Annotated in this window: 22 protein-coding genes; 8 read left to right on the top strand and 14 right to left on the bottom strand. The window is 54.2% G+C overall.

The window, feature by feature from the left end:
• The first annotated feature begins 81 nt into the window (after positions 1–81).
• Complete coding sequence (acnA, locus tag DK872_RS15120; RefSeq protein ID WP_071920883.1) at positions 82–2,757, top strand: aconitate hydratase AcnA; 2,676 nt, start codon at positions 82–84, stop codon at positions 2,755–2,757.
• Positions 2,758–2,803: 46 nt separating this feature from the next.
• On the opposite strand, the gene ribA is transcribed toward acnA, so the two are convergent.
• Positions 2,804–3,391: a GTP cyclohydrolase II gene (gene ribA / locus DK872_RS15115; protein ID WP_007371938.1), complete on the bottom strand. Its 588-nt coding sequence runs from the start codon at positions 3,389–3,391 to the stop codon at positions 2,804–2,806.
• Positions 3,392–3,587: 196 nt separating this feature from the next.
• Between ribA and pgpB the strand changes: the two genes are divergently transcribed.
• The 5 genes from pgpB (at position 3,588) to yciH (ending at position 7,230) form a co-directional block, all read left to right on the top strand.
• Positions 3,588–4,352, top strand: coding sequence for a phosphatidylglycerophosphatase B (pgpB, locus tag DK872_RS15110; RefSeq protein ID WP_007371939.1), 765 nt, complete (start codon positions 3,588–3,590; stop codon positions 4,350–4,352).
• A gap of 140 nt (positions 4,353–4,492) precedes the next feature.
• Positions 4,493–4,801 carry a LapA family protein gene (locus DK872_RS15105; RefSeq protein WP_007371940.1) on the top strand — a complete coding sequence of 103 codons (309 nt, stop codon included), beginning with the start codon at positions 4,493–4,495 and terminating at the stop codon, positions 4,799–4,801.
• A gap of 6 nt (positions 4,802–4,807) precedes the next feature.
• Positions 4,808–5,977 (top strand): lipopolysaccharide assembly protein LapB, encoded by a 1,170-nt coding sequence (lapB, locus tag DK872_RS15100; RefSeq protein WP_161518502.1) that lies wholly within the window; start codon positions 4,808–4,810, stop codon positions 5,975–5,977.
• A gap of 189 nt (positions 5,978–6,166) precedes the next feature.
• Complete coding sequence (gene pyrF, locus DK872_RS15095; RefSeq protein ID WP_007371942.1) at positions 6,167–6,904, top strand: orotidine-5'-phosphate decarboxylase; 738 nt, start codon at positions 6,167–6,169, stop codon at positions 6,902–6,904.
• Positions 6,904–7,230, top strand: a complete 327-nt coding sequence (gene yciH, locus DK872_RS15090) for a stress response translation initiation inhibitor YciH (RefSeq protein WP_035885536.1) — start codon at positions 6,904–6,906, stop codon at positions 7,228–7,230. Before pyrF ends, yciH begins: the two co-directional genes overlap by 1 nt.
• A gap of 106 nt (positions 7,231–7,336) precedes the next feature.
• Here yciH and osmB read toward each other — a convergent pair whose 3' ends face one another.
• The 3 genes from osmB to DK872_RS15075 all read right to left on the bottom strand — a co-directional run bounded on the left by osmB (position 7,337) and on the right by DK872_RS15075 (position 8,840).
• Complete coding sequence (osmB, locus tag DK872_RS15085; protein WP_035885807.1) at positions 7,337–7,555, bottom strand: osmotically-inducible lipoprotein OsmB; 219 nt, start codon at positions 7,553–7,555, stop codon at positions 7,337–7,339.
• Positions 7,556–7,810: 255 nt separating this feature from the next.
• Positions 7,811–8,569: a DNA-binding transcriptional regulator YciT gene (locus tag DK872_RS15080; RefSeq protein ID WP_161518501.1), complete on the bottom strand. Its 759-nt coding sequence runs from the start codon at positions 8,567–8,569 to the stop codon at positions 7,811–7,813.
• Positions 8,570–8,657: 88 nt separating this feature from the next.
• Positions 8,658–8,840, bottom strand: coding sequence for a hypothetical protein (locus tag DK872_RS15075; protein WP_007371946.1), 183 nt, complete (start codon positions 8,838–8,840; stop codon positions 8,658–8,660).
• 192 nt (positions 8,841–9,032) lie between these two features.
• Here DK872_RS15075 and DK872_RS15070 point away from each other — a divergent pair, with 192 nt between their 5' ends.
• Positions 9,033–9,902, top strand: coding sequence for a crotonase/enoyl-CoA hydratase family protein (locus DK872_RS15070; protein ID WP_007371947.1), 870 nt, complete (start codon positions 9,033–9,035; stop codon positions 9,900–9,902).
• Here the strand turns inward: DK872_RS15070 and pdeR are convergent.
• The 10 genes from pdeR to pspF all read right to left on the bottom strand — a co-directional run bounded on the left by pdeR (position 9,899) and on the right by pspF (position 22,868).
• Positions 9,899–11,890, bottom strand: a complete 1,992-nt coding sequence (gene pdeR, locus DK872_RS15065) for a cyclic di-GMP phosphodiesterase (RefSeq protein WP_035885541.1) — start codon at positions 11,888–11,890, stop codon at positions 9,899–9,901. The genes DK872_RS15070 and pdeR overlap by 4 nt on opposite strands.
• Before the next feature lie 296 nt (positions 11,891–12,186).
• Positions 12,187–14,121: an exoribonuclease II gene (locus tag DK872_RS15060; RefSeq protein ID WP_161518500.1), complete on the bottom strand. Its 1,935-nt coding sequence runs from the start codon at positions 14,119–14,121 to the stop codon at positions 12,187–12,189.
• A gap of 122 nt (positions 14,122–14,243) precedes the next feature.
• Positions 14,244–15,416 carry a hypothetical protein gene (locus DK872_RS15055; protein ID WP_007371950.1) on the bottom strand — a complete coding sequence of 391 codons (1,173 nt, stop codon included), beginning with the start codon at positions 15,414–15,416 and terminating at the stop codon, positions 14,244–14,246.
• 178 nt (positions 15,417–15,594) lie between these two features.
• Positions 15,595–16,383: an enoyl-ACP reductase FabI gene (gene fabI / locus DK872_RS15050; RefSeq protein ID WP_007371951.1), complete on the bottom strand. Its 789-nt coding sequence runs from the start codon at positions 16,381–16,383 to the stop codon at positions 15,595–15,597.
• A 122-nt stretch (positions 16,384–16,505) separates the two neighbouring features.
• On the bottom strand, positions 16,506–17,312 hold the full coding sequence (gene sapF / locus DK872_RS15045; protein WP_007371952.1) for a peptide ABC transporter ATP-binding protein SapF: 807 nt from the start codon (positions 17,310–17,312) through the stop codon (positions 16,506–16,508).
• Positions 17,312–18,304 carry a putrescine export ABC transporter ATP-binding protein SapD gene (sapD, locus tag DK872_RS15040; protein ID WP_007371953.1) on the bottom strand — a complete coding sequence of 331 codons (993 nt, stop codon included), beginning with the start codon at positions 18,302–18,304 and terminating at the stop codon, positions 17,312–17,314. Before sapD ends, sapF begins: the two co-directional genes overlap by 1 nt.
• On the bottom strand, positions 18,304–19,194 hold the full coding sequence (gene sapC / locus DK872_RS15035) for a putrescine export ABC transporter permease SapC (RefSeq protein WP_007371954.1): 891 nt from the start codon (positions 19,192–19,194) through the stop codon (positions 18,304–18,306). The genes sapD and sapC overlap by 1 nt, the downstream gene beginning before the upstream one ends.
• Positions 19,181–20,146: a putrescine export ABC transporter permease SapB gene (gene sapB, locus DK872_RS15030; RefSeq protein WP_007371955.1), complete on the bottom strand. Its 966-nt coding sequence runs from the start codon at positions 20,144–20,146 to the stop codon at positions 19,181–19,183. Before sapB ends, sapC begins: the two co-directional genes overlap by 14 nt.
• Entirely contained in the window at positions 20,143–21,783 is a 1,641-nt protein-coding gene (gene sapA, locus DK872_RS15025; protein WP_007371956.1) for an ABC transporter substrate-binding protein SapA, read from the bottom strand. Before sapA ends, sapB begins: the two co-directional genes overlap by 4 nt.
• 98 nt (positions 21,784–21,881) lie before the next feature.
• Positions 21,882–22,868, bottom strand: coding sequence for a phage shock protein operon transcriptional activator (gene pspF, locus DK872_RS15020; protein WP_161518499.1), 987 nt, complete (start codon positions 22,866–22,868; stop codon positions 21,882–21,884).
• A 167-nt stretch (positions 22,869–23,035) separates the two neighbouring features.
• Between pspF and pspA the strand changes: the two genes are divergently transcribed.
• Positions 23,036–23,704: a phage shock protein PspA gene (gene pspA, locus DK872_RS15015; RefSeq protein WP_035885550.1), complete on the top strand. Its 669-nt coding sequence runs from the start codon at positions 23,036–23,038 to the stop codon at positions 23,702–23,704.
• The last annotated feature ends 1 nt before the right edge of the window (position 23,705 follow it).

The raw sequence follows: 23,705 nt of genomic DNA, 5'->3' as shown, positions 1-23,705 counted from the left end.
TTACGATATGTTTGTGTTATCTTTAATACAGACCCTGAAGATCCTCAGGGTATCGCAATCCCTGTAAGTAAGGAGGAGCACATGTCGTTGACCCTACGCGAAGCCAGTAAGGACACGTTGCAGGCAGAGAATAAAACTTACCACTACTACAGCTTGCCGCTGGCCGCCAGACAACTTGGGGATATTGCGCGTCTACCCAAGTCACTCAAAGTACTACTCGAAAACCTTCTGCGCTGGCAGGATGAGGAATCCGTTACTGAAGAGGATATCCGTGCGCTGGCGGGCTGGCTAAGTACCGCCCATGCCGACAGAGAAATTGCCTATCGCCCGGCCAGGGTACTGATGCAGGATTTCACAGGTGTTCCCGCAGTCGTTGATTTGGCTGCCATGCGCGAAGCGGTAAAACGTCTCGGTGGTGATACCGCCAAAGTAAACCCGCTGTCACCGGTTGATTTAGTTATCGACCACTCTGTCACCGTTGACCATTTTGGCGACGATGACGCATTCGAAGAGAACGTCCGGCTGGAGATGGAGCGTAACCATGAGCGTTACGTCTTTCTGCGCTGGGGCCAGCAAGCCTTCAGCCGCTTCAGCGTCGTACCGCCGGGCACCGGTATCTGTCATCAGGTCAACCTTGAATACCTCGGCAAAGCCGTATGGAGTGAACTCCAGGACAAAGAGTGGGTTGCTTATCCGGACACGCTAGTCGGTACCGATTCTCACACTACGATGATCAATGGCCTGGGCGTGCTGGGCTGGGGTGTCGGAGGTATTGAAGCGGAAGCCGCTATGCTCGGCCAGCCGGTATCAATGCTCATTCCTGACGTCGTTGGTTTTAAACTGACCGGCAAACTGCGTGAAGGCATTACCGCCACCGACCTGGTGTTGACGGTGACGCAGATGTTGCGTAAACACGGCGTGGTGGGAAAATTCGTCGAATTTTATGGTGACGGACTCGATTCGCTGCCACTCGCCGATCGTGCCACTATCGCCAACATGGCGCCGGAGTATGGTGCTACCTGCGGTTTTTTCCCTATTGATGGCGTAACGCTTGAATATATGCGCCTGAGCGGGCGTAGCGAAGAGCAGGTTGCGCTGGTTGAAGCCTACGCGAAAGCGCAGGGCATGTGGCGTAACCCGGGTGATGAACCGGTATTTACCAGCACACTCGAACTGAATATGCATGATGTCGAGGCAAGCCTTGCTGGCCCAAAACGTCCACAGGATCGTGTAGCGCTTGGCGATGTGCCTAAAGCCTTTGCTGCCAGCTCTGAACTGGAACTGAATACGGCGCAGAAAGACCGCAAACCGGTCGACTACGTGCTCAATGGACATTCATATCAGTTGCCGGATGGCGCAGTGGTCATTGCGGCCATTACTTCCTGTACGAATACCTCAAACCCCAGCGTGCTGATGGCCGCCGGTTTACTGGCGAAGAAAGCCGTCACACTTGGGTTGAAACGTCAGCCGTGGGTAAAAGCTTCACTGGCGCCGGGTTCGAAAGTGGTTTCCGATTACCTGGCGCAGGCTCGCCTGACGCCTTATCTTGATGAGCTGGGTTTTAACCTGGTCGGTTATGGCTGTACGACCTGTATCGGTAACTCCGGCCCGTTGCCGGAACCGATTGAGCAGGCGATACGTGCGGGCGACCTGACTGTTGGTGCGGTGCTTTCGGGGAACCGTAACTTTGAAGGCCGCATTCATCCGCTGGTAAAAACCAACTGGCTGGCGTCTCCGCCGCTGGTGGTGGCCTACGCGCTGGCGGGGAACATGAATATCAACCTCGCAACCGATCCTCTGGGCCACGATCGGAAAGGTGATCCGGTCTACCTGAAAGATATCTGGCCCTCCAGCAACGAAATTGCGCGGGCCGTTGAGCAGGTCTCGACAGAGATGTTCCGCAAAGAGTATGCCGAAGTGTTTGAAGGTACGCCGGAATGGAAAGCCATCCAGGTTGAGCGTTCGGACACTTACGGCTGGCAGAACGATTCGACCTATATCCGGTTGTCCCCGTTCTTTGATGATATGGCGGCGCAACCGAAGCCGGTGGAGGATATTCACGGCGCGCGGATCCTTGCCATGCTGGGGGATTCTGTCACCACCGACCATATTTCGCCGGCAGGCAGTATCAAAGCGGACAGCCCGGCTGGACGTTATCTGCAAAGCCACGGCGTTGAGCGTCGCGATTTTAACTCGTACGGATCGCGGCGTGGCAACCATGAAGTCATGATGCGCGGCACATTTGCCAATATTCGTATTCGTAATGAAATGGTGCCCGGCGTGGAGGGGGGCATGACTCGCCATTTACCGGGCAGTGAAGTGATCTCTATCTATGATGCCGCGATGCGCTATCAGCAGGAGAAAACGCCGTTAGCGGTGATTGCCGGTAAGGAGTATGGTTCAGGCTCCAGCCGCGACTGGGCCGCCAAGGGGCCGCGTCTGTTGGGGATTCGCGTGGTGATCGCCGAATCGTTCGAGCGTATTCACCGTTCGAATCTGATTGGTATGGGGATCCTGCCGCTGGAATTCCCGCAAGGCGTCACGCGCAAAACGCTGGGACTTACTGGCGAGGAAAAACTGGACGTTGTGGATCTGGAGCATATCAAACCGGGCGGAACATTAGCGGTAACGCTAACCCGCGCTGATGGTAAGCAGGAAATGCTGGAGTGCCGCTGCCGCATTGATACAGCGACAGAGCTGACTTACTACCGCAATGACGGCATTTTGCACTATGTGATACGCAACATGCTGAACTAAACAAAAAGGCCTGCAGATGCGGGCCTTTTTACTTTCATCGGGCAGCTTATTTCAGCAGATGCCCCATTTTTTCGGCTTTGGTATCCAGATAATGTTCGTTTTTCGGGTTGCGGCCGACAATCAGCGGTACGCGTTCCACGATGTTGATCCCGGCTTCGGTCAGGATTTCCACTTTCTTTGGGTTATTGGTCAGCAGGCGGACTTCATCGACGCCCAGCAGTTTGAACATATCGGCGCACAGGGTGAAATCGCGTTCATCGGCGGCGAAACCCAGTTGATGGTTGGCCTCAACGGTGTCGTAGCCCTGATCCTGCAACGCATAAGCGCGAATTTTATTCAGTAGACCAATGTTACGGCCTTCCTGGCGATGATAAAGCAACACTCCACGGCCTTCCTCGGCGATATGATTCAGGGCCGCTTCAAGCTGAAAACCGCAGTCACAACGCAAACTGAAAAGTGCGTCACCGGTCAGACACTCCGAGTGCACGCGCGCCAGGACAGGCAACTGCCCGGAAATATCGCCGAAAACAAGAGCAACGTGATCTTGCCCGGTAGCCAGTTCTTCAAAACCCACCATCAGGAAGTCGCCCCATGGGGTTGGCAGCTTGGCTTCTGCCACACGTTTAAGTTGCATGTGAATCTCCGAATTATATTGGCGCACTGCGCGCCTTTAGCCTGTTGGCCTTCTGTATAGGTGTATTTTGCCACAATGCACTGAATAACACCTACAAGTGACCATTCCATTGCTGGTTAAACGCACAAATACGGCGCTTTTAGCGTGAATGTTATATTTCGGTTATGATTGAGTCGCTTATCAGAAAGGAGAGGACATGCTGTCAATTGTAAAGCGTACAACTGTGGGAGCGGCGATTTTATTGGTGATGCCGCTGACCGTGTGGGTTTCCGGCTGGAGTTGGCAGCCCGGACAATCCCGATGGTGGCTCCATTTTCTCTTCTGGCTAACCGAAACGGTTACGCAACCGTGGGGGATTATTACGCACGTGGCGCTGTGCGGCTGGTTTCTCTGGTGCCTGCGTTTTCGCCTGAAAGCGGCGCTGATGCTGTTTGCTATTCTTGGATGCGCAATCCTGGTCGGGCAGGGGGTAAAATCCTTCGTCAAAGAGCGGGTACAGGAACCGCGTCCTTTCGTGTTATGGCTGGAAAAAACGCACAATATCCCGGCGGATGAGTTCTACACTTTAAAGCGTAAGGCACGGGGAGAACTGGTAAAATCGCAACTCTCCGGACAGCATGATATTCCTGGTTTTTTACGTAAACATTGGCAAAAAGGGACCGGTTTTGCCTTTCCTTCCGGGCACACTATGTTCGCTGCCAGCTGGGCGCTGCTGGGTGTGGGGTTATTGTGGCCGCGCAGACGGACATGGACCATTGTTTTCCTGCTAGTATGGGCAACCGGGGTAATGGGTAGCCGTTTATTGCTGGGTATGCACTGGCCGCGCGATTTGGTGGTCGCAACGCTGATCTCCTGGCTGCTGGTTACGCTGGCAACCTGGCTGGCGCAATGCCTGTGTGGGCCATTAACGCCGCCTGCGCAAGAGGTGCCAGAAATTGTCGCCAGAGATCGCGAGACTTGATTTTCGATATTTCGCCCGCAAATCGGAATTTGGCATTATGTAATTTCATTCCACGATGGGCGCTAAAATGATAGGTTATAAGGCTGCGTGCAGTCATTTGCATAGAAATTCGTCGCCTGAACCACATAACGGGATGTAATGTGAAATATTTACTCATTTTCTTACTGGTATTAGCGATTTTTGTCGTGTCGATTACGCTTGGTGCGCAAAACGATCAGCAAGTGACATTCAATTATTTACTCGCGCAGGGCGAATATCGCATTTCTACGCTGTTGGCTGTGCTGTTTGCAGCCGGGTTTATCATCGGCTGGCTGATTTGCGGCCTGTTCTGGCTACGCGTGCGTGTCTCTCTGGTTCGCGCGGAACGTAAGATCAAACGACTTGAGCACCAGCTTGCTCCCGCCTCAGATGTACCGGTTGTCTCCGGCACAGCGGCGGTGAAGGAATAATATTTTATGCTGGAGTTGCTGTTTCTGTTGTTACCTGTCGCCGCTGCCTACGGCTGGTATATGGGGCGCAGAAATGCTCAACAAACAAAGCAGGATGAAGCTAACCGGCTCTCACGTGAATATGTGGCCGGGGTTAACCTGTTACTCAGCAACCAGCAAGATAAGGCTGTAGATCTGTTCCTCGAGATGTTGAAAGAGGATACCGGCACCGTCGAAGCTCATCTCACCCTTGGTAACCTGTTCCGCTCGCGCGGCGAAGTGGATCGCGCTATTCGCATACACCAGACGCTGATGGAAAGCGCTTCGCTCACCTATGACCAGCGTCTGCTGGCCGTGCAGCAACTGGGTCGTGACTATATGGCGGCGGGTCTGTATGACCGGGCCGAAGATATGTTCAAGCAACTGGTCGATGAGACGGATTTCCGCGTCAACGCACTGCAGCAATTGCTGCAAATTTTTCAGGCCACCAGTGAATGGCAGAAAGCGATTGATGTGGCTGAGCGGCTGGTGAAACTCGGCAAAGAGAAGCAACTCGTCGAGATCGCCCATTTCTACTGTGAGCTGGCGCTGCAACAGATGGGCAATGAAGATATGGATCGTGCGATGGGGCTGCTGAAAAAAGGTGCCGCCGCCGATCGTAATAGCCCACGCGTCTCCATCATGATGGGGCGGGTGTTTATGACCAACGGGGAGTACAGTAAAGCGGTCGAAACATTGTTGCGGGTTATCGAGCAGGATAAGGAGCTGGTATGCGAAACGCTGGATATGCTCCAGACCTGCTATCAGCAACTGGGCAAAAATGACGAGTGGGCAGCTTTTCTACAACGTTGTGTTGAAGAGAACGTTGGCGCCATCGCGGAACTGATGCTGGCGGAAATCATTGAGCAGCGTGATGGGGCAGATGCTGCGCAGAGCTACGTGACCCGACAGGTACAGCGTCATCCGACCATGCGTGTGTTCCACAAACTTATCGATTATCATTTGAATGATGCAGAGGAAGGGCGTGCGAAAGAGAGCCTGATGGTGCTGCGCGACATGGTGGGTGAGCAGGTGCGCAGTAAACCGCGCTACCGCTGCCATAAATGCGGTTTTACGGCATTTACCATTTACTGGCACTGTCCGTCATGCCGGGCGTGGTCAACGGTTAAGCCTATTCGCGGCCTCGATGGGCAGTGATTTTTTTAAAAGCCCTTATTTTAGTTACAACATACTAATGGATTTAAACACCCATTTGTCAGACCTGCGCAGTAATATCGCTTTGCAGGCGAAAAATGGAAACTGTTATTTCCAGGCTCCCGCAGGTAGAATGCACGCCGTTTATTCACTTCGCGCCTGTGCGGGTGCCTCATTTCAGAAGGTCTGATCATGACATCTACTCCTTTATCGACTTCCCGCGCTGTGACTGCTTCCCCGGTGGTAGTGGCACTTGATTACGATAACCGCGACAAAGCACTGGCGTTTGTCGACCGCATCGATCCCCGCGATTGCCGCCTGAAAGTGGGCAAAGAGATGTTTACGTTGTTCGGGCCGCAACTGGTGCGCGATCTGCAACAGCGTGGTTTTGATATTTTCCTCGACCTGAAATTTCATGATATCCCTAACACCACGGCGCATGCGGTGAAAGCAGCGGCAGAACTCGGTGTGTGGATGGTTAACGTTCACGCCTCGGGTGGGGCGCGGATGATGACGGCGGCGAAAGAGGCGCTATCGTCTTTTGGCTCCGATGCGCCGCTGCTGATCGCTGTGACCGTGTTAACCAGCATGGAAGCCAGCGATTTACAGGATCTGGGCATCAACACCTCACCGGCAGAGCATGCTGAGCGTCTGGCGCGCCTGACGCAGCAGTGCGGCCTTGATGGCGTAGTCTGCTCTGCTCAGGAAGCCGTACGTTTCAAAAGCGAACTGGGTAAGGCGTTTAAACTGGTGACGCCGGGCATTCGTCCCAAGGGCAGTGCAGCGGGCGATCAACGCCGTATTATGACGCCGGAAGAGGCGCAGCTTGCAGGCGTAGACTATATGGTAATTGGACGCCCGGTTACGCAATCGGAAGATCCGGCCGCAACCCTGAAAGCCATCAACGCTTCGCTGGGTAAGGGGGCTTAATGAGCGACAACAACAGCCGTCTGGTTTATTCGACGGAAACCGGGCGTATTGACGAACCCAAAGAGGCTGCCGTACGCCCGAAAGGCGATGGCATTGTACGTATTCAACGTCAGACCAGCGGACGCAAAGGCAAAGGCGTGTGCCTGATCACCGGTATCGATTCTGATGATGAAACACTGGCGAAACTGGCCGCTGAATTGAAGAAAAAATGTGGATGCGGCGGTGCGGTAAAAGACGGCGTAATTGAGATCCAGGGGGACAAGCGTGATTTATTAAAATCGCTGCTGGAAGCCAAAGGAATGAAAGTCAAACTTGCCGGTGGATAAAACAGAAAGGCCGCGATATAAATCGCGGCCTTATTTTTACACTGCGTAACTCAGACCTGAAAAGAAAGTATATTTATTTTCTTGTTGTCGCCGTTTCAATGACCAATTATTTACCAACCTGGTGGCCAATAATACCGCCGACAGCCGCGCCACCTAATGTACCCAGCGTGCTACCATCAGTCAGTACAGCACCACCCAGCGCGCCCGCACCTGCGCCGATGGCAGTATTACGAGAACGTTTATCCCAGTGACCGCAGGCGCTCAGAGACATTGCCAAGGTTACGGTGAGAAGTGCGGTGGCCATTTTTTTACTTGTTAACATCATCATACTTTCTCCTGAATTATCGATTCACGGAAAAATGTTCTCTTTAAGTATAGAAGCTGTAGCCCACCTTAAAGCACTTCCGTGAAACCTTGCTGCGCAGGTGTAATACAATCACGCGAGTGATAGTCACTTCCTGTTATATCGCTAATATTAATTTTACTCGCGGGCAGAAAGTCAGACAGGTAAAAACTCTTAATCAACGCGTCGGAATATTCCCAGATATAAGTAAGATAGCCCGCTTTCGCGGGCGGAGAATTAATCAGTAATACCGGGTTTAACAATATCAACGATCAGGCCTGCCTGGCGAAGTTGTTGATGTGCTTCGGAAGAGAGTTTTTCGTCGGTAATCACCCGCTGGAAGCGTTCAGCCGGGCCTAGCGTATAAGGATGCATCACACCAAATTTGGAGCTATCGGTAAGCACAATCGCCTCGCTGCCTTTTTCCAGCACCGCATTAACGACATCAGTACGCATCATATCCCGACCGGTAAAACCCGTTTCCGACTGCCAGCCATCGATACCGATAAACGCTTTACTGAAGTGCACCTGCTGGATGTACTGCCGCGTCAGCGGGCCAACCATGCTTTCACTCTTTTTCTGGTAGATGCCGCCAAGCAGGATCACATCGCACAGCGACTCCTTCAGCAGGTGCGCGATATAGCTGCTGACAGTAATAATGGTGATGTCGCTCTGTTCGCCTAACTTGCGGGCGAGCAGCGCATTACTGCTGCCGTTTTCAATAAATACAGTTTCGCCTGGGCTAACCAGAGAGGCGGCAAAATCCGCCAGCGCGCGCTTGACGGTGTAGTTACTCATCATGCGCGTTTCAACATCATCGCTATCCAGCGGCACGGCAAAACCGTGTGTGCGGCGCAGATAGCTCTGTTTCTCCAGCGTATTCAGATCCTGGCGAATCGTGACTTCAGAAACGCCGGTCATGCGAGCCAGATCGGCGACGCTCATCTGGCCTTTATCAATCACCGTTTGCAGAATAATTTGTTGTCGGGAATTCATAGTCGTGTCGTTTTAATCAGGTATTGAATTCGGACATCACCACTGCGGCTATCGCATCCTGCTGCCGCGTGATGGTGAAAATGAAAGATCAAATTTCCCAGGGCGTTTTAGGCGCGCCAGAAGAGGAGGCCTTGTCGTTGTTGTCGAGATCCAATAATTCCGCCTTCAGAATCTCCAGATTGCGAATTGCAGATTGTGTGTCTCCGGCAACCAGTATGTCCAGAACGGTATCGATCCGGCCCGCAAGGAGTTTAAGGTCAATGTCTGCCATACCTTCACCTTTATATCGAAAAATGAATAAATTAATGATGCAGAAAAGAGTGTAAAAAGAGAAGAAAAAAAACGAAATCTCAAATTCTTATAAGCACTCAGCATATATTCATTATGTCACAGGCAGCCCGGTTCTGGCGTGGATTAGTCTTGCAGTGCGCGCAATGCGCTTTTTTTACCGGAGGATAAAGCAATGACTGTTATCAACCAGGCTACGTGCAAACTGTTTACTGATAATGAACGTTTTACGCAACTTTCTGGATACTATGAGGAGGAGCGACGTACCGTGTGGATGATGTTGCGCGCCAGGCCGCGCCCTTGCTTCAACCACGCATTGATTGAAGAGATCATGAATATCTCCTGGCTCGTCAAACGGGCAGGGTTCGCAGTGGATTTCTGGGTAACAGGTTCGCTGGTTCCCGGTATGTACAACACAGGCGGAGATCTACAATTCTTTGTTGAATGCATTAAAAATGGACGACGCGAAGCGCTACGTGCCTACGCCCGTGCTTGTGTGGACTGTGTCCATGCCGCGTCACGCGGCTTTGACACCGGTGCGATTTCACTGGCGATGGTCGAAGGCAGCGCGCTCGGCGGTGGTTTCGAAGCGGCGCTGGCGCACCACTTTCTGTTAGCGCAACGTGATGCCCGTATGGGGTTCCCGGAAATAGCCTTTAACCTCTTTCCCGGTATGGGAGCCTATTCGCTGGTCGTTCGCCGTTCTGGTATGAAACTGGCGGAAGACCTGATCTACAAAGGCGAGTCGCATACCGCAGAGTGGTACGAACAGCAGGGGCTGGTGGATCAGACCTTTGATGTCGGGCAGGGGTTTATGGCGGTACGTACTTTTATCGATACGCTCCAGCCCCGTCTGAACGGTGTTCGCGCAATGCTACGTGCACGGCAGCGGGTACTGCAACTGCCGCGCAGCGAGTTGATGGATATTACGGAAGATTGGGTGGATGCGGCGTTTTGCGTCCAGCCAAAAGATATTGCTTATATGGAACGCCTGGTGTTGCTGCAAAACCGGCACACTGCGGTGAGCTTACGTAATGCCAGCTAACGCATCTTTCGCGCCTGATAGCGCTTAAACCAGCGCTCAAACGCGGCAGCGGGCATCGGTCTGGCAAACAGAAACCCCTGCCGCTCATTGACGCCATTCTTGGTCAGAAAGGCGTCTTCTTTTGCACTCTCTACTCCTTCGGCAATCACCTGCAAATTCAGCGCCTGCGCCACGGCGACGATGGCGCGCACCAGTGATTGCGAAACGGATTGTTTATGAATTTCACGGACAAAAGATTGGTCGAGCTTGATGGCGTCCAGGGGAAAACGTGCCAACTGCGACAGAGACGAATAGCCGGTACCGAAATCATCCAGATGCACCTGCGCGCCTAATGCGCTGAATTGCTGAATAACCGACAGCGCCAGTTCAGCGTTTTCAATCAGGCAACTCTCTGTCAGTTCGACATCAATAGGGCAGTGTTCAAAATTGAGGTCGTGAAGCGCCTGTTTCAGGTCGCTAAAAATCGTCTGGTCGGCGAGCTGGCGTGCTGAAACGTTGACCGCAACGCGCAAATTGATCCCTTTGTCTCGCCATTTCGCGAGCTGACGCACCACCTCCAGCATGACCCATCGCCCGAGCGGAACAATCAGCCCCGACTCTTCCGCATAAGCAATGAAATCCATCGGCGGGATCAATCCGCGCTCCGGTGATTGCCAGCGCACCAGCGCTTCCAGGCTGCGAACTTCGCCGCGCCAGGTCACTTTGGGTTGATAGTGAATGACGAGCTGGTTTTTTTCCAGCGCCCGGCGCAGGTTGGTATCCAGCCAGATATATTCAAAAACACGTTGATTCATCTCCGGCGAGAAGACGCAAAATTTCCCACGGCCATTCTCTTTGGCGGTATACATCGCCGTGTCGGCATTGCGGATCACGCTTTCGCGATCGGCACCGTGCTGCGGTGCAAGCGCAATACCCAATGAACACCCCGTATAAATTTCGATAAGCCCGATACGGAAGGGCTGACGCAGGCGTGTCAGTATACGGGAAGCCATTGCTTCGAGAGTGCTCTGAGAAGTATTCGTCCCCAGCACAATAAACTCATCGCCGCCGAGCCTTGCCAGCACCTGGCCTTCTTCAAGGCAGCTCAAAATAGCCAGTGCAACCGCCTGTAACAGTTGATCGCCGAACATGTGGCCATACGCGTCGTTGACCTTTTTGAAGTTATCTAAATCGAGATACACAATCCCGACCTGCGTATCGCCCCGGTTGGCAATGGCGTCGCTGATCATCTCGTGAATGGCATTGCGGTTAGGTAAACCGGTGATGGTGTCAGTATTAGCCAGCACCCGCAATCGTTCCTGTGCCCGGCGCTCTTCGGTAATATCCGTGCCCGAGCAAATCAGGAAGATCTCGTTTTTACCGCTGCCGCTGTGGACGAACTTATTGCGAAACAGAAACAGGCGCTGGCCTTTGCGCGTTTTGATCCAGCGCTCCACCTCATAGGATGAACCTTCCCTAAAAAATTGCGTGATATTGCGCTTTGAGGCGGCGGCTTCGCTGCGACTCATAAACAGCTTAAAGACATTTTGCCCGATCACTTCCTGCTCTTTCATGCCGGTATATTCTTCGCTCAATCGGTTAAAGCGCTGAATATTGCCGAGGCGGTCGAGGATCACGATCACTGAATTAGCTTCCGAAACCACCTGTTCAGCAAAAGAGAGCCCCTGAACCAGGTCGCGGGCGACAGACTGAGTATCGTCCCATGCCGAAGCGGTACCAGCCCATTCCCGGCGGGAAATTTTGCGCCCGACCAGATGGATGGACATCTCTTCACCGTAAACGGAAATATGCATAGTTAAGCTGGAAGTGATCACCGTCATTTCGCGGATCTGTTCCGCCTGCTCATCAGTCAGAGGCACTACCTGGCTGATATCGGCAGTTTCATCGGGGGCAAAGTGCAGGGCGTTGCTATCGGCGCTCAATCGCCAGAATGGGCTATTCGAACCCAGGTAACGAAACAGCAGATTCTGTTCCTGCGAGTCTTTCATGCTATCTCCCAACCCACCTAAAAGCGCAACGGGTACTCATTTTACGGGCGTAACACCGCCCAGGTTAAAGGGCCATCAGGACGAACGCGTTGTATTTCTTAGAATATGCCATTAACGCGAGTCCGGGTATCAGCAGAGCTGGCGCGAAAAATGTATAAATCGGGGCGAAACAGTAAGTTGACCTGGTTTTATTGTGGCTGTTTTTACCGGGTTGTGGGAGGAATTGAAAAAAAATGCGGGAGGGATCGCAGCGAAAAACGGCTCCTTCGACGGGGAAGGAGCCGCTGGTGAGGTTTTTACAGGGCCGGACGCGCGATAATGCTGCGGGTTTCCATGCGCACTTCGGCGATCGTGACATCAATAACATCCGTCACTTTAAACGCTGTTTCGCCTTTGATTTGCACCGTGCCGTTTTCCTGGCTGCAAACCAGCTCATCACGCACAGTGTGAATGAAGGGGGCCGGAATAAACGCGACGGCGCCGTTATCGACCAGGCGCACGCGCATACCACCACGGCTGACATCGATAATCTCGGCTGCAAAACGGGTGTCTGTACCGGCTTTGTTTTGCAGGAAACGGGCGTACAGCCAGTCACCGACATCGCGTTCAGCCATGCGATTCAGACGGCGACGTTCAGCCATCTGCACGGTGGTTTCGTCCTGCGGACGCTTCGGCGTTTCACCTTTAATAATCGCTTTCAGCAGACGATGGTTAACCATATCGCCGTACTTACGGATTGGTGAAGTCCAGGTGGCATACGCTTCGAGGCCAAGACCGAAGTGCGGGCCTGGCGCAACGCTGATCTCGGCAAACGACTGGAAGCGGCGAATACGGCTGTCGAGGAAGCCTGACGGTTGAGCATCCAGTTCGCGACGCAGTTTGCAGAAACCTTCCAGCGTCAGCACTTCTTCCGCATCAACATGCATGCCATGGGTTTTCAGCATGGCGGCCAGTTGCTCGCTGTTCGCCGGATCAAAACCAAGGTGCACGTTATAAATACCGAAGCCCAGCTTGTCGCGCAGAACGCGAGCGGCGCAGATATTGGCGGCGATCATCGCCTCTTCAACAATGCGGTTCGCAATGCGGCGCGGTTCGGCCACGATATCCAGCACTTCGCCTTTTTCACCCAGCACAAAGCGGTAATCCGGGCGATCTTTGAACACCAGCGCGTGGGTCTGACGCCACTGTGAACGAAGCTGGCTTACGCGATGCAGCAGACGGATCTGCGCGGCAATCGCTTCATTCGCCGGTTGCCATGAGCCGGTATTTTCCAGCCAGTCGGAGACCTCGTCGTAAACCAGTTTGGCTTTCGATTCGATGGTGGCGGCAAAGAATTCGATATTCTCTTCGATGCTACCTTCGTCATCCAGCGTCATGCGGCAAACCAGCGCAGGGCGGATTTCGTTCGCGCGCAGAGAGCAGAGATCGTCGGAGAGTTCGCGCGGCAGCATCGGGATATTAAAGCCCGGCAGATAGTTGGTGAAGGCGCGCACTTTGGCGGAATCATCCAGCTTGCTGCCTTCAGCAATCCACGCGGTAGGATCGGCGATAGCAACGGTCAGTTGCAGTTTGCCGTCGGCGGTCTCTTCCACAAACAACGCATCGTCCATATCTTCAGTGCTGGCGCTGTCGATAGTGACGAAATCCAGCGCGGTCAGATCGACGCGTTGCAGACCGTCATCAAGCATTTCCGTCGCCACGCCGTTCGGCGCTTCTTTTTCCAGATTATGGCGCGCCAGGGTAACCCACCACGGAACAAAATGGTCTTCCGCAAAGGTAATAAACTGCGTCAGTTCGGCATAGAAGCCGCGATCGCCTTTGAGTGGATGGCGACGCATTTCCGCAACGGCCCAGTCGCCTTCTTTAAAATCATGTTCCACGCCGCGAGCCGCGCGGCAGGGAATGGCGTCTTTTAGCAACGGATGATCCGGTACGATGGAAAGACGATCGTCTTTCTTCTGCACTTTACCGACAAAACGGGTCAGAAACGGCTCGACCAGCTCTTCAGGTTCTGCGCTTTCGCGATCTTTGTCGCTGTGAATGACGGCGATGATTTTGTCACCGTGCATCACTTTCTTCATCTGCGGCGGCGGAATGAAGTAGCTTTTTTGCGCATCGACTTCCAGAAATCCGAAGCCTTTTTCCGTGCCTTTTACAACACCTTCCGCGCGTGGTGTCTGGGAATGAAGTTGCTGTTTAAGCTGCGCTAGCAGCGGGTTGTCCTGAAACATAGTTATGTATTTTCGTGGCTAAAAGAGCGGCTGACAGTTTTACGCGATTCTGCTGGTTGCGGCAAGCGCTGTTTCAGCAAAATCTGTGTGGGCAAGCGGCGGCGAAGCCGCTTGCCGCTGCGTTATTCCGTCTCAGGGAAGGTAGTTTGCCCGAGGGCGATTTTCAGGCGGTTAAGCCAGCCGTTCAGGGCGCAGCCCATCAGCAGGCTCACCGCTGCCTGGCGACTGAAACCTTGCTCAACAAGCAGTGAAAAGTGCAGTGGGCTGAAGCGATCGGCGGCGCAGGTAAGCAATTGCACGGACTGCAGCAATGCCCTGATTTGCGGATTGTCGGCCGTTTCGCGATTAACCTCGCGCTCGCCGCCGCGCAAGGCGTGTTCCATCGATCTCTCCTGCGGCGCACGTTGTAGCGCTTCGGCGAAACAACCGACGCTGCCATTAATGCGGGCAGTATAGAGCGCGGTAAGCCCGGCGAGCTGTTTATTCGGCGTCGCTCTGGTCAGCTTGTCGCAAATCTCGCCCAGCGCATTTAATTGCAAATGTTCATGTGCCAGCAGCGGGGCGAGCAGGCGCAGTTCCGGTAGCGGTTGCCAGTGAGCCAGCGACTCCATCTGTGGCGCGTTAGCAATGCGCAAATCCACGGCATCAATGGCGGGTTCCCATATGATATCGGCGTGAGCGAACAGTGAGGCATCGGCTTCCTGTTGTACCTCCATGCCAGGGATCACTCGCACAGGCTGGCCGAGAACGGCCTGCAATATCGCCAGAACACGGGCCTGGAAAGCGACAAAGCCGATAATTTGCGTGATAACCACCACGTCATACTGGGTTAAACCGACATCTTCCAGTTGCTGCCGCGCGCGGGCGTCAATCACTGACGGTGAAGCCGCAAGCTGGCGGGCATATTGCGTGATTTGCGCCAGCCGGTAGTTACTCTCCCGCGAAGAATCCGGGCCAGGCAGCGGTGCGAGTCGCGCTGCATAGTGGTTGCATAACCGCTGAATACCAAAAACCTGCGCTACGGTAAGCGCAGTGCTGAGACGATCGTAGGTGCTGAAGGTGCGCAGGCGATTAACCGTCACGCGCTGCGGAAAGAGCAGGGCGTAGAGCTTGCGGGCGGGTGTCACAATACCGTCAAGATTGGCAGCCTGGTCTTCAGGCAGGGCGATATCGAGCAGGAAAGGGTCATTTACCGTGGCGGCTTCGGGAACCAGCGGTAGCGCCTGCGCACGGCTGGCACTCGACTGGGTCTCATGGTACCAGTGGTTTTTGCCTTCTGTCCGGCGTCGTTCCATGGTCGTTCCTTGGTCTGAAAGTGGCGATCCGGATTCGACGTCAGGTCTATACGCCGGATCTTTTTTGCTGCTTTATCCTGGCGCATGGCAAGTTTGGGATGAAAGATTGTTAGGTGATAATAAATATCAGAATGGCATATCGAAGGAAAAGCCCCTTCAGAGAAGGGGCGAGGGGAAATTATTTGATTTCCAGTTCGTTCATCGCAGCGATGTTAAAGCCACCATCTACGTGAACCACTTCACCGGAGATACCGGCGGAGAGATCGGAGCACAGGAACGCAGCGGAGTTGCCCACGTCCTCAATGGTCACAGTGCGGCGAATCGGGGTAACCGCTTCGCAGTGCGCCAGCATTTTACGGAAGTCTTTAATACCGGACGCCGCCAGCGTACGGATCGGACCTGCGGAAATACCGTTAACACGCACGCCTTCCGGGCCCATGGCATTCGCCATGTAACGCACGTTCGCTTCCAGAGAGGCTTTAGCCAGACCCATTACGTTGTAGTTCGGGATCGCACGCTCAGCGCCCAGGTAGGAGAGCGTCAGCAGCGCGGAGCCCGGATTCAGCATCTGGCGGCAGGCTTTAGCCATTGCCACGAAGCTGTAGGAGCTGATGTCGTGTGCGATTTTAAAACCTTCGCGGGTTACCGCGTTGACGTAGTCGCCGTCCAACTGATCGCCCGGAGCGAAGCCGATGGAGTGAACGAAACCGTCAAATTTCGGCCAGACTTTCGCCAGGTCCGCAAACAGGGCGTCGATGCTCTCATCCTTAGCAACATCACATTCCAGAACAATGCTGGAACCCAGCTGGGCGGCAAACTCTTCAACACGGCCTTTCAGCTTGTCGTTCTGGTAGGTGAATGCCAGCTCAGCGCCTTCGCGATGCATTGCCTGTGCGATGCCGTATGCGATGGAGAGTTTGCTGGCGACGCCAGTAACCAGAATGCGCTTACCGGAAAGAAAACCCATAGCTTTAATCCTTATATTCATTGTTGTGGCGAGCGTCCTCTTCATGGGGCGCTCGTCGTTAAAACGCGGCGATTCTATCATGAGTCGCCGAATGAGTTAATCCGACCACTGAATCTCGTCAATCAGCGGTCTTTACGCCAGGCATCAGCGGTTAATGCTTCGCCAAAATGCCCGGCGATCAAACGTTTTGTTAAATCATGCAGCGGAGAGGCCAGCACATCGGCAGTGCTACCGCGCTCCACCACTTCGCCCTGATGCATAACCAGCACCTGGTCGCTAATGTGCTTCATCATCCCGATATGCTGGGTGACATAGATATAAGAGATACCCTGTTTTTCCTGCAATTCCAGCATCAGGTTAATTAACTGCGAACGCATCGACATATCCAGCGAGGCCAGCGCTTCATCGGCGATGATCACCTTCGGCCGCAGGATCAGCGCACGCGCCAGACCAAGGCGCTGTTTTTGTCCTGGCGCCAGCATGTGCGGGTAGTAGCTGACATGATCCGGCAACAACCCCACCATGCGCAGCGTCTCCAGGATGCGTTTTCGTCGTGCTTCCGGCTCCAGATCTGTGTTCAGGCGCAGCGGAAAATCAAGAATTTGCGACAAACGTTGACGCGGGTTGAGCGATGTCGTGGGATCCTGAAAAATCATGCGAATGCGCTGGCTGCGGAAAGTATAGTCGCCATAATGCAGCGGCTGATCGTCAATCACCAGCTCGCCGGAAGAGGGTTCGACCATGCCCGCCAGCATTTTCGCCAGCGTCGATTTCCCGGAACCGTTCTCGCCGATAATCGCCAGCGTCTGCTTTTCGCGCAGGGTAAAACTTAACGGTTTAACTGCCTCCACGGTTTGACGACGGAACCAGCCTGTGCGGTAGCGGAAGGTTTTGCTCAGGTTACGCACTTCAAGCAAGGTCTCAACCATCATTCGCTCTCCATATTCAGCGGGAAGTGGCAGGCATAAAGATGGTTTCTCGCGCCAGTCAGACGCGGTGTTTCGACGCATTTGCGCTGCGCATACGGACAGCGCGGCCCGAGGCGGCAACCAATCGGCAGTTGCTCAAGCAGCGGAATGGCGCCAGGCATTGTGTTGAGGCGGCTTTTATGCGGCATCGCACTGCCAAAATCCGGAATCGCGCGGATCAGCGCCTGCGTATACGGATGGTGCGGCGTAACCACCAGCTCTTCGCTGGGCGCGGTTTCCACCGTTTGCCCGCAATACATCACATTAATGCGGTCGGCCCATTTGCTGAGCATTTGTAAATCGTGGCTGATCAGCATAATGGTAGTGTTGTTGTTCTGGTTAAGACGGTCGAGCAGGCGGAAAATCTGCGCCTGGGTTGTCGGCTCCATCGCGTTCGTCGGTTCGTCAGCAATCAGCAGGCGCGGCTGGTTAGCCAGCGCGATGGCGATCATTACTTTCTGACATTCGCCTTCAGTCAGCTCGTAGGGGAAACTGCGCATCGCATCTTTGTGATCTTTAATCCCGACGCGGTGCAGAAGCTCAATAGCCCGGCGTTTACGCCAGCCAAAGCGCTGCCACCAGCGGCCTTTCCACGTCCAGCCGGGAATGTTTTGCATCAACTGCTTACCGACGCGCTCCGAGGGATCGAGACAGGATTGCGGCTCCTGGAAAATCATCGACACGTTATGGCCGAGCAGCTTGCGGCGTTCGCGCGCCGAGAGACGCAGCAGGTCAATATCGTCAAAGCGCATGCGATCGGCGGTGACGCGCCAGTTATCTTTGGTGACGCCGCAAATCGCTTTTGCGATCAGGCTCTTACCCGAACCAGATTCGCCCACCAGCCCGCGAATTTCACCTTCTGCAAGCGTCAGGCTGATGCGATCGACGGCTTTAACCCAATCATCGCCGGTCTTCACTTCAATGGTCAGATTGCGGATATCAAGAAGTGGCATTATTCGACTCCCGCCGCGATCGCACGACGGATCCCGTCGCCGAGGATATTAACCAGCAGCACGCTAATCATAATGGCCGCGCCCGGTAGCATCACGGTCCACGGCGCGACATAAATCAGTTCCAGCGCATCGCCGAGCATTGCGCCCCATTCAGGGGAGGGAAGCTGCGCGCCGAGATCGAGAAAGCCCAGCGCAGCGATATCCAGAATCGCCATCGACAGCGCACGGGTGATTTCCGTCACCATCCCGGCGGTAATATTAGGCAGCACGGCGTACCAGAGGATATTGCTCGTTGACGCGCCATCAAGCCGGGCAGCGACCACATACTCTTTCTCCAGCTCGTCATGCACCATGCTGTAGACCGAACGCACCATGCGCGGCAACAGCGCCAGCCAGACGGCGAACATCGCATGAGTAAGATGCGGACCAGCAAATGCCACCACAATAATCGCCAGCAGCAGTGTCGGCAGCGATAACAGCGTATCGAGAATATGGTTCAGCACGGCTGAACGCAGCCCGTGGGTGGCACCCGCAAAAATGCCGAGCGCCAGTCCGCACAGCGTGGCAGCCAGCGTGACGATAAATGCACCGCCTACTGTTGGCGCTGCGCCGCTTAACAGACGGCTCAGCACATCACGCCCCAGATCATCCGTGCCGAGGAAAAATGACACATCGCCATAGCGCGACCATGATGGCGGTAAAAGCTGATAACCGAGGAACTGTTGGTCGATACCGTAAGGCGCGAACCAGTGGCCAAAAATACACAGCAACGCCAGCGCGCCGCAGCCGTACAGACCGATCATCGCGGTGGTATCGCCATAAAATTTACGCCAGGCTGTGCGCAGCGTGCCGGGCGGGCGTTTTTCGCTATAAACGCTATCGTAAGGCATACCATTCCTTATGTTTCAACGGGTTCGCCAGCGCACCCAGAATATCCGACAGCACGTTGACAATAATGACCAGCGAGCCAATTACCATCACACCGGCCGAAATCACCGCGTAATCCTGCTGGCGAATGGCATTAATCAACCAGCGCCCAAGGCCCGGCCAGCTGAATACCATTTCAGTGATCATCGCCAGCGTCAGCATGGTGGAAAATTGCAGCCCAAGGCGCGGGATCACCGGCGGCAGGGCATTATGCAGCACATGGCGGCGCAAAATCGTAACGCGTGAAAGACCGCGCGTCGCCGCCGCTTTAATGTAATTTTTGTCGAATACATCAATGGTGCTGATTCGCATCAGGCGGATCACTTCCGTCGTTGGCGCTACCGCCAGCGTCATTACCGGCAATATCAGATGGCGCAAAGCGCTGGCCATCATCTCATCGCGCCACGGCGAGTCCGAAAGCCAGGCATCAATCAGCGAGAATCCGGTGACTGTTTTTACCTGATAGAGCAGGTCGAAGCGCCCGGACACCGGCAGCCAGCCAAGGTTGAGCGAAAAGAAAAGCGTCAGCAGCAGCGCCAGCCAGAACACCGGAATGGAAAAGCCGAGCAGCGCAATGGCGCTAATCAGTGAATCCTGCCACTTACTGCGCATTACCCCGGCGAGCATCCCGACCGGGATACCGATCACCAGCGCGGAGCCAAAAGCCAGCAGGCAGAGTTCCATGGTGGCGGGGAATACTTCTTTTAACTGTTCTGAAATAAGCTGGCCGTTAATGCTGGATACGCCAAAATCCCAGTGCAGCAGGCCATTAAACCAGAACACCCACGCGTTCCACAGCGAGGCGCCCTGGAGTGGCGCGTGTGGCGTGAAATAGCTCAGGCTGAAGCCGACAAACGTCAGCAAAAAGAGGGTCACCAACAGAAGCAACAGACGACGCAAAGTAAAGATAATCATGGCTTCGACACCTCTTGTTTATCCCGCGAGACCCCGGCAAAAGAGGCGCTGCCGAACGGACTCAGCACCAGCCCTTTAATATCATATCGATACGCCTGTAAACGCAGCGAGGAGGCCAGCGGCAGCACCGGCAATTCGCGAGCGAGGATTTGCTGGGCTTCGTCATAATCATCAATTCGCGCAGCAAGTTGCTGTGAAGCGAGCGCTTTTTGCAACACATCGTCGAATTCATGGTCGCACCAGTGCGCAAAGTTGGTCTGCGAGTTTATAGCCGCGCAACTCAGCAGCGGGCGGAAGAAACTGTCCGGATCGTTACTGTCCGTCGCCCAGCCTGTGAGTGTCAAATCATGGTTCATGTCCATCAATCGCGCTTCCTGGAAACGGCCTTCCACCGGTACGATCACCACTTTAACGCCGACCTGCGCCATATCGGCCTGGATAAGCTCGGCGGTTTTCAGCGGGCTGGGGTTCCAGGGCTGTGAGCTGGTCGGCACCCACAGTTGTAATGTGAGATTCTCCAGCCCCAGCGCTTTCAGCCGTTCGCGCGCCTGATCCGGATCGTATTCGGTGATTTTGGCTTCATTATCATAAGCCCAGGAGGCGCGGGGCAGAATTGACGCCGCCGTTTCCGCTGTGCCGTAGTAGATCGACTGCATCAGGCGCTGGTTATTGATTGACAGTGCCAGCGCATGGCGCACTTGCGGGTTATTCAGCGGCGGTTTGTTGGTATTAAATGCCAGATAGGCGATGTTCATCCCCGGACGCAGCGTCAGGCGCAGGCGCGGGTCGTCACGCAGAATGGTCAACTGGCTGGCGGCTGGCCACGCCAGGACATCGCACTCGCCGGTCAATAATTTTGATAAACGGCCCGTACCGCCGGAGCCTAAATCGACAACCACCTGCTGCATCAGTGGTTTACCGCGCCAGAATTTTTCGTGACGTTGTAACCGAATATATTGCCCGGCGCGATACTCATCAAGCTGATAGGGGCCGGTGCCGACCGGCTGGCGATCGATCAGTTCCTGCCGATCTTTGTTCGCCAGTTCGCCTGCGTATTCCGCCGACATCACCGAGGCATAATGTGTTGCCAGATGCCATAAAAATGAGGCATCCGGTTTTTTCAGGCGAAACTCGACGGTGCGGTTGTCCAGCTTGCGCACGCTGTCGACGGAATCGGCAAACTGCAAACTGTCGAAGTACGGGAAACTATCGCCGTTGACGTTATGCCAGGGATGATTGCGGTTGAAAATGCGCTGAAAAGTAAATACCACGTCGTCGGCATTTAATGCGCGGTGCGGAGTGAACCAGGGCGTGGTCTGAAAGGCAACGTTATCGCGCAGACGAAAACGGTAAGTTGCACCGTTATCCAGCACTTCCCAGCTTTCCGCCAGTTCCGGCACCAGCCGGTAAGTGTAGGGATCGACGTCCAGCAAGCGATCGTAGAGTTGCGCGGCCAGCGTATCAACAATCAAACCGCTGCTGGTTTTCTGCGGGTTAAAAGTATCGACCTGGCCGTTGACGCAATAAACAAAACCGCTGTCGCGAATATCCGCCAGCGGAGCAGGCGTGACTGCCGCCTGGGCGATGCCTGCGATCAGGCTTGCGGTCAACAGCAGAGAGGAGAGAACCGGACGCATGATTTATTCAACGTGTTTAAATTCATGAACAAAGTGTATCGCACTTGCTATGGCTTCGTACAAATGTCTGCAAGCGACTGCTGTTATTGTCGACGATTTCAGCTTATTTGATGCTTTTTCAGCAGTGCCCGTAGCTGGTGATAGGTCAGTCCCAGCAATTCCGCGGCGCGTTTTTGGTTAAATTTCGCCTGTTGCAGACTCTGCTGCAGCAGTTGCTTTTCCTGCTGGTGCTGAAACTGACGCAAATCCAGCGGCAGGGAAATTGAGGTATTCTCTTCAGCCTTCGGTGCAGTCAATGTACGGTTAAACGGGTCAAGAATGATGGTATCAAGCGGCTCATCACTGCGCCCATGGCGATAAACTGAACGTTCCACCACGTTTTTTAGCTCGCGAATATTTCCGGGCCAGGCGTAATTCATCAGCACATCGCGGGCACGTTCGGTAAAGCCGGGGAACAGCGGCAATTTAAGTTCCCGGCACATCTGAATGGCAAAGTGATCGGCCATCAGCATGATATCGCTCTGGCGCTGGCGCAGCGGTGGCAACAACACCACGTCAAAGGCCAGCCTGTCGAGCAGATCGGCGCGGAAGGTGCCGTCCAGCACCATCTGTGGCAGGTCGGCATTGGTCGCGCAGACCAGCCGCACATTCACCTGCAAAGGCTGGCTGCCACCCACGCGTTCGAGTTCGCCATATTCAATGACCCGCAGGAGTTTTTCCTGTACCAGCATTGGTGCGGTGGCCAGCTCGTCGAGAAACAGTGTTCCGCCGTCGGCACGCTCAAAGCGGCCTGGATGGCGCTTCTGCGCGCCGGTAAAGGCGCCGGCTTCGTGGCCGAACAATTCGGAATCCAGCAGATTTTCATTCAGCGCCGCGCAGTTAAGCGAGATAAATGGCCCTTGCCAGCGCGAGGAGAGGAAGTGCAGACGGTTTGCAATCAACTCTTTACCGGTGCCGCGCTCGCCGATGATCAGTACCGGTTTATCGATCGGCGCAAGGCGCGAAACCTGTTCCAGCACCTCGATAAAGCTATTGGCCTCACCGAGCAGGTTATCCTTATATTCTGACATGATGAAATTCGCCATTAGTTGGTCTTATTAACCACTCTAAATGAAAACGTCGCTGCGGTAAAATTATTCAATTTCTTAAAAATCAATTAAATAAAAACCTGGCACGAAGATTGTAATAGCAGGGCTATGTAGTCATGTAGCAGGGCCACGCCCGATAACAGAAACAGGAAGAGGAACAGATTATGGGTATTTTTTCTCGTTTTGCCGACATCGTGAACGCCAACATTAACTCGCTGCTGGAAAAGGCGGAAGATCCGCAGAAACTGGTGCGCCTGATGATTCAGGAGATGGAAGATACGCTGGTTGAGGTGCGTTCAACTTCAGCGCGTGCGCTGGCGGAAAAAAAACAGCTGACGCGCCGTATTGAGCAGGCCACGGCCCAGCAAGAAGAGTGGCAGGAGAAAGCTGAACTGGCGCTGCGTAAAGATAAAGACGATCTGGCGCGTGCGGCGCTGATCGAAAAACAGAAAGTCACCGCGCTGATTGAGACTCTGGGCCAGGAAGTCACGCTGGTGGATGAAAGTCTGGCGCGGATGAAAAAAGAGATTGGCGAGCTGGAAAATAAACTCAGCGAAACCCGTGCTCGTCAGCAGGCGTTGACCCTGCGCCACCAGGCGGCCAGCTCCTCGCGCGATGTGCGCCGTCAACTGGATAGCGGCAAACTGGATGAGGCGATGGCGCGTTTTGAATCTTTCGAACGTCGTATCGATCAGATGGAAGCGGAAGCCGAAAGCCACGGCTTTGGTAAACAAAAATCGCTGGATCAGCAATTTGCCGAACTGCGTGCGGATGACGAAATCAGCGAGCAACTGGCGCAACTGAAAGCCAAAATGAAACAGGACAACCAATAAT

The sequence above is a fragment of the Kosakonia sp. MH5 genome (assembly GCF_009935945.1).
Lineage (GTDB): Bacteria > Pseudomonadota > Gammaproteobacteria > Enterobacterales > Enterobacteriaceae > Kosakonia > Kosakonia radicincitans.
This window is presented reverse-complemented; position numbering and strand designations above follow the sequence as displayed.

Bases quoted from the DNA above. Each gene is read 5' to 3' on its own strand.
- acnA (WP_071920883.1), top strand. From the start codon at position 82: ATGTCGTTGACCCTACGCGAAGCCAGTAAGGACACGTTGCAGGCAGAG.
- ribA (WP_007371938.1), bottom strand. From the start codon at position 3,391: ATGCAACTTAAACGTGTGGCAGAAGCCAAGCTGCCAACCCCATGGGGC.
- pgpB (WP_007371939.1), top strand. From the start codon at position 3,588: ATGCTGTCAATTGTAAAGCGTACAACTGTGGGAGCGGCGATTTTATTG.
- lapB (WP_161518502.1), top strand. From the start codon at position 4,808: ATGCTGGAGTTGCTGTTTCTGTTGTTACCTGTCGCCGCTGCCTACGGC.
- pyrF (WP_007371942.1), top strand. From the start codon at position 6,167: ATGACATCTACTCCTTTATCGACTTCCCGCGCTGTGACTGCTTCCCCG.
- yciH (WP_035885536.1), top strand. From the start codon at position 6,904: ATGAGCGACAACAACAGCCGTCTGGTTTATTCGACGGAAACCGGGCGT.
- osmB (WP_035885807.1), bottom strand. From the start codon at position 7,555: ATGATGTTAACAAGTAAAAAAATGGCCACCGCACTTCTCACCGTAACC.
- DK872_RS15080 (WP_161518501.1), bottom strand. From the start codon at position 8,569: ATGAATTCCCGACAACAAATTATTCTGCAAACGGTGATTGATAAAGGC.
- DK872_RS15075 (WP_007371946.1), bottom strand. From the start codon at position 8,840: ATGGCAGACATTGACCTTAAACTCCTTGCGGGCCGGATCGATACCGTT.
- DK872_RS15070 (WP_007371947.1), top strand. From the start codon at position 9,033: ATGACTGTTATCAACCAGGCTACGTGCAAACTGTTTACTGATAATGAA.
- pdeR (WP_035885541.1), bottom strand. From the start codon at position 11,890: ATGAAAGACTCGCAGGAACAGAATCTGCTGTTTCGTTACCTGGGTTCG.
- DK872_RS15060 (WP_161518500.1), bottom strand. From the start codon at position 14,121: ATGTTTCAGGACAACCCGCTGCTAGCGCAGCTTAAACAGCAACTTCAT.
- DK872_RS15055 (WP_007371950.1), bottom strand. From the start codon at position 15,416: ATGGAACGACGCCGGACAGAAGGCAAAAACCACTGGTACCATGAGACC.
- fabI (WP_007371951.1), bottom strand. From the start codon at position 16,383: ATGGGTTTTCTTTCCGGTAAGCGCATTCTGGTTACTGGCGTCGCCAGC.
- sapF (WP_007371952.1), bottom strand. From the start codon at position 17,312: ATGGTTGAGACCTTGCTTGAAGTGCGTAACCTGAGCAAAACCTTCCGC.
- sapD (WP_007371953.1), bottom strand. From the start codon at position 18,304: ATGCCACTTCTTGATATCCGCAATCTGACCATTGAAGTGAAGACCGGC.
- sapC (WP_007371954.1), bottom strand. From the start codon at position 19,194: ATGCCTTACGATAGCGTTTATAGCGAAAAACGCCCGCCCGGCACGCTG.
- sapB (WP_007371955.1), bottom strand. From the start codon at position 20,146: ATGATTATCTTTACTTTGCGTCGTCTGTTGCTTCTGTTGGTGACCCTC.
- sapA (WP_007371956.1), bottom strand. From the start codon at position 21,783: ATGCGTCCGGTTCTCTCCTCTCTGCTGTTGACCGCAAGCCTGATCGCA.
- pspF (WP_161518499.1), bottom strand. From the start codon at position 22,868: ATGGCGAATTTCATCATGTCAGAATATAAGGATAACCTGCTCGGTGAG.
- pspA (WP_035885550.1), top strand. From the start codon at position 23,036: ATGGGTATTTTTTCTCGTTTTGCCGACATCGTGAACGCCAACATTAAC.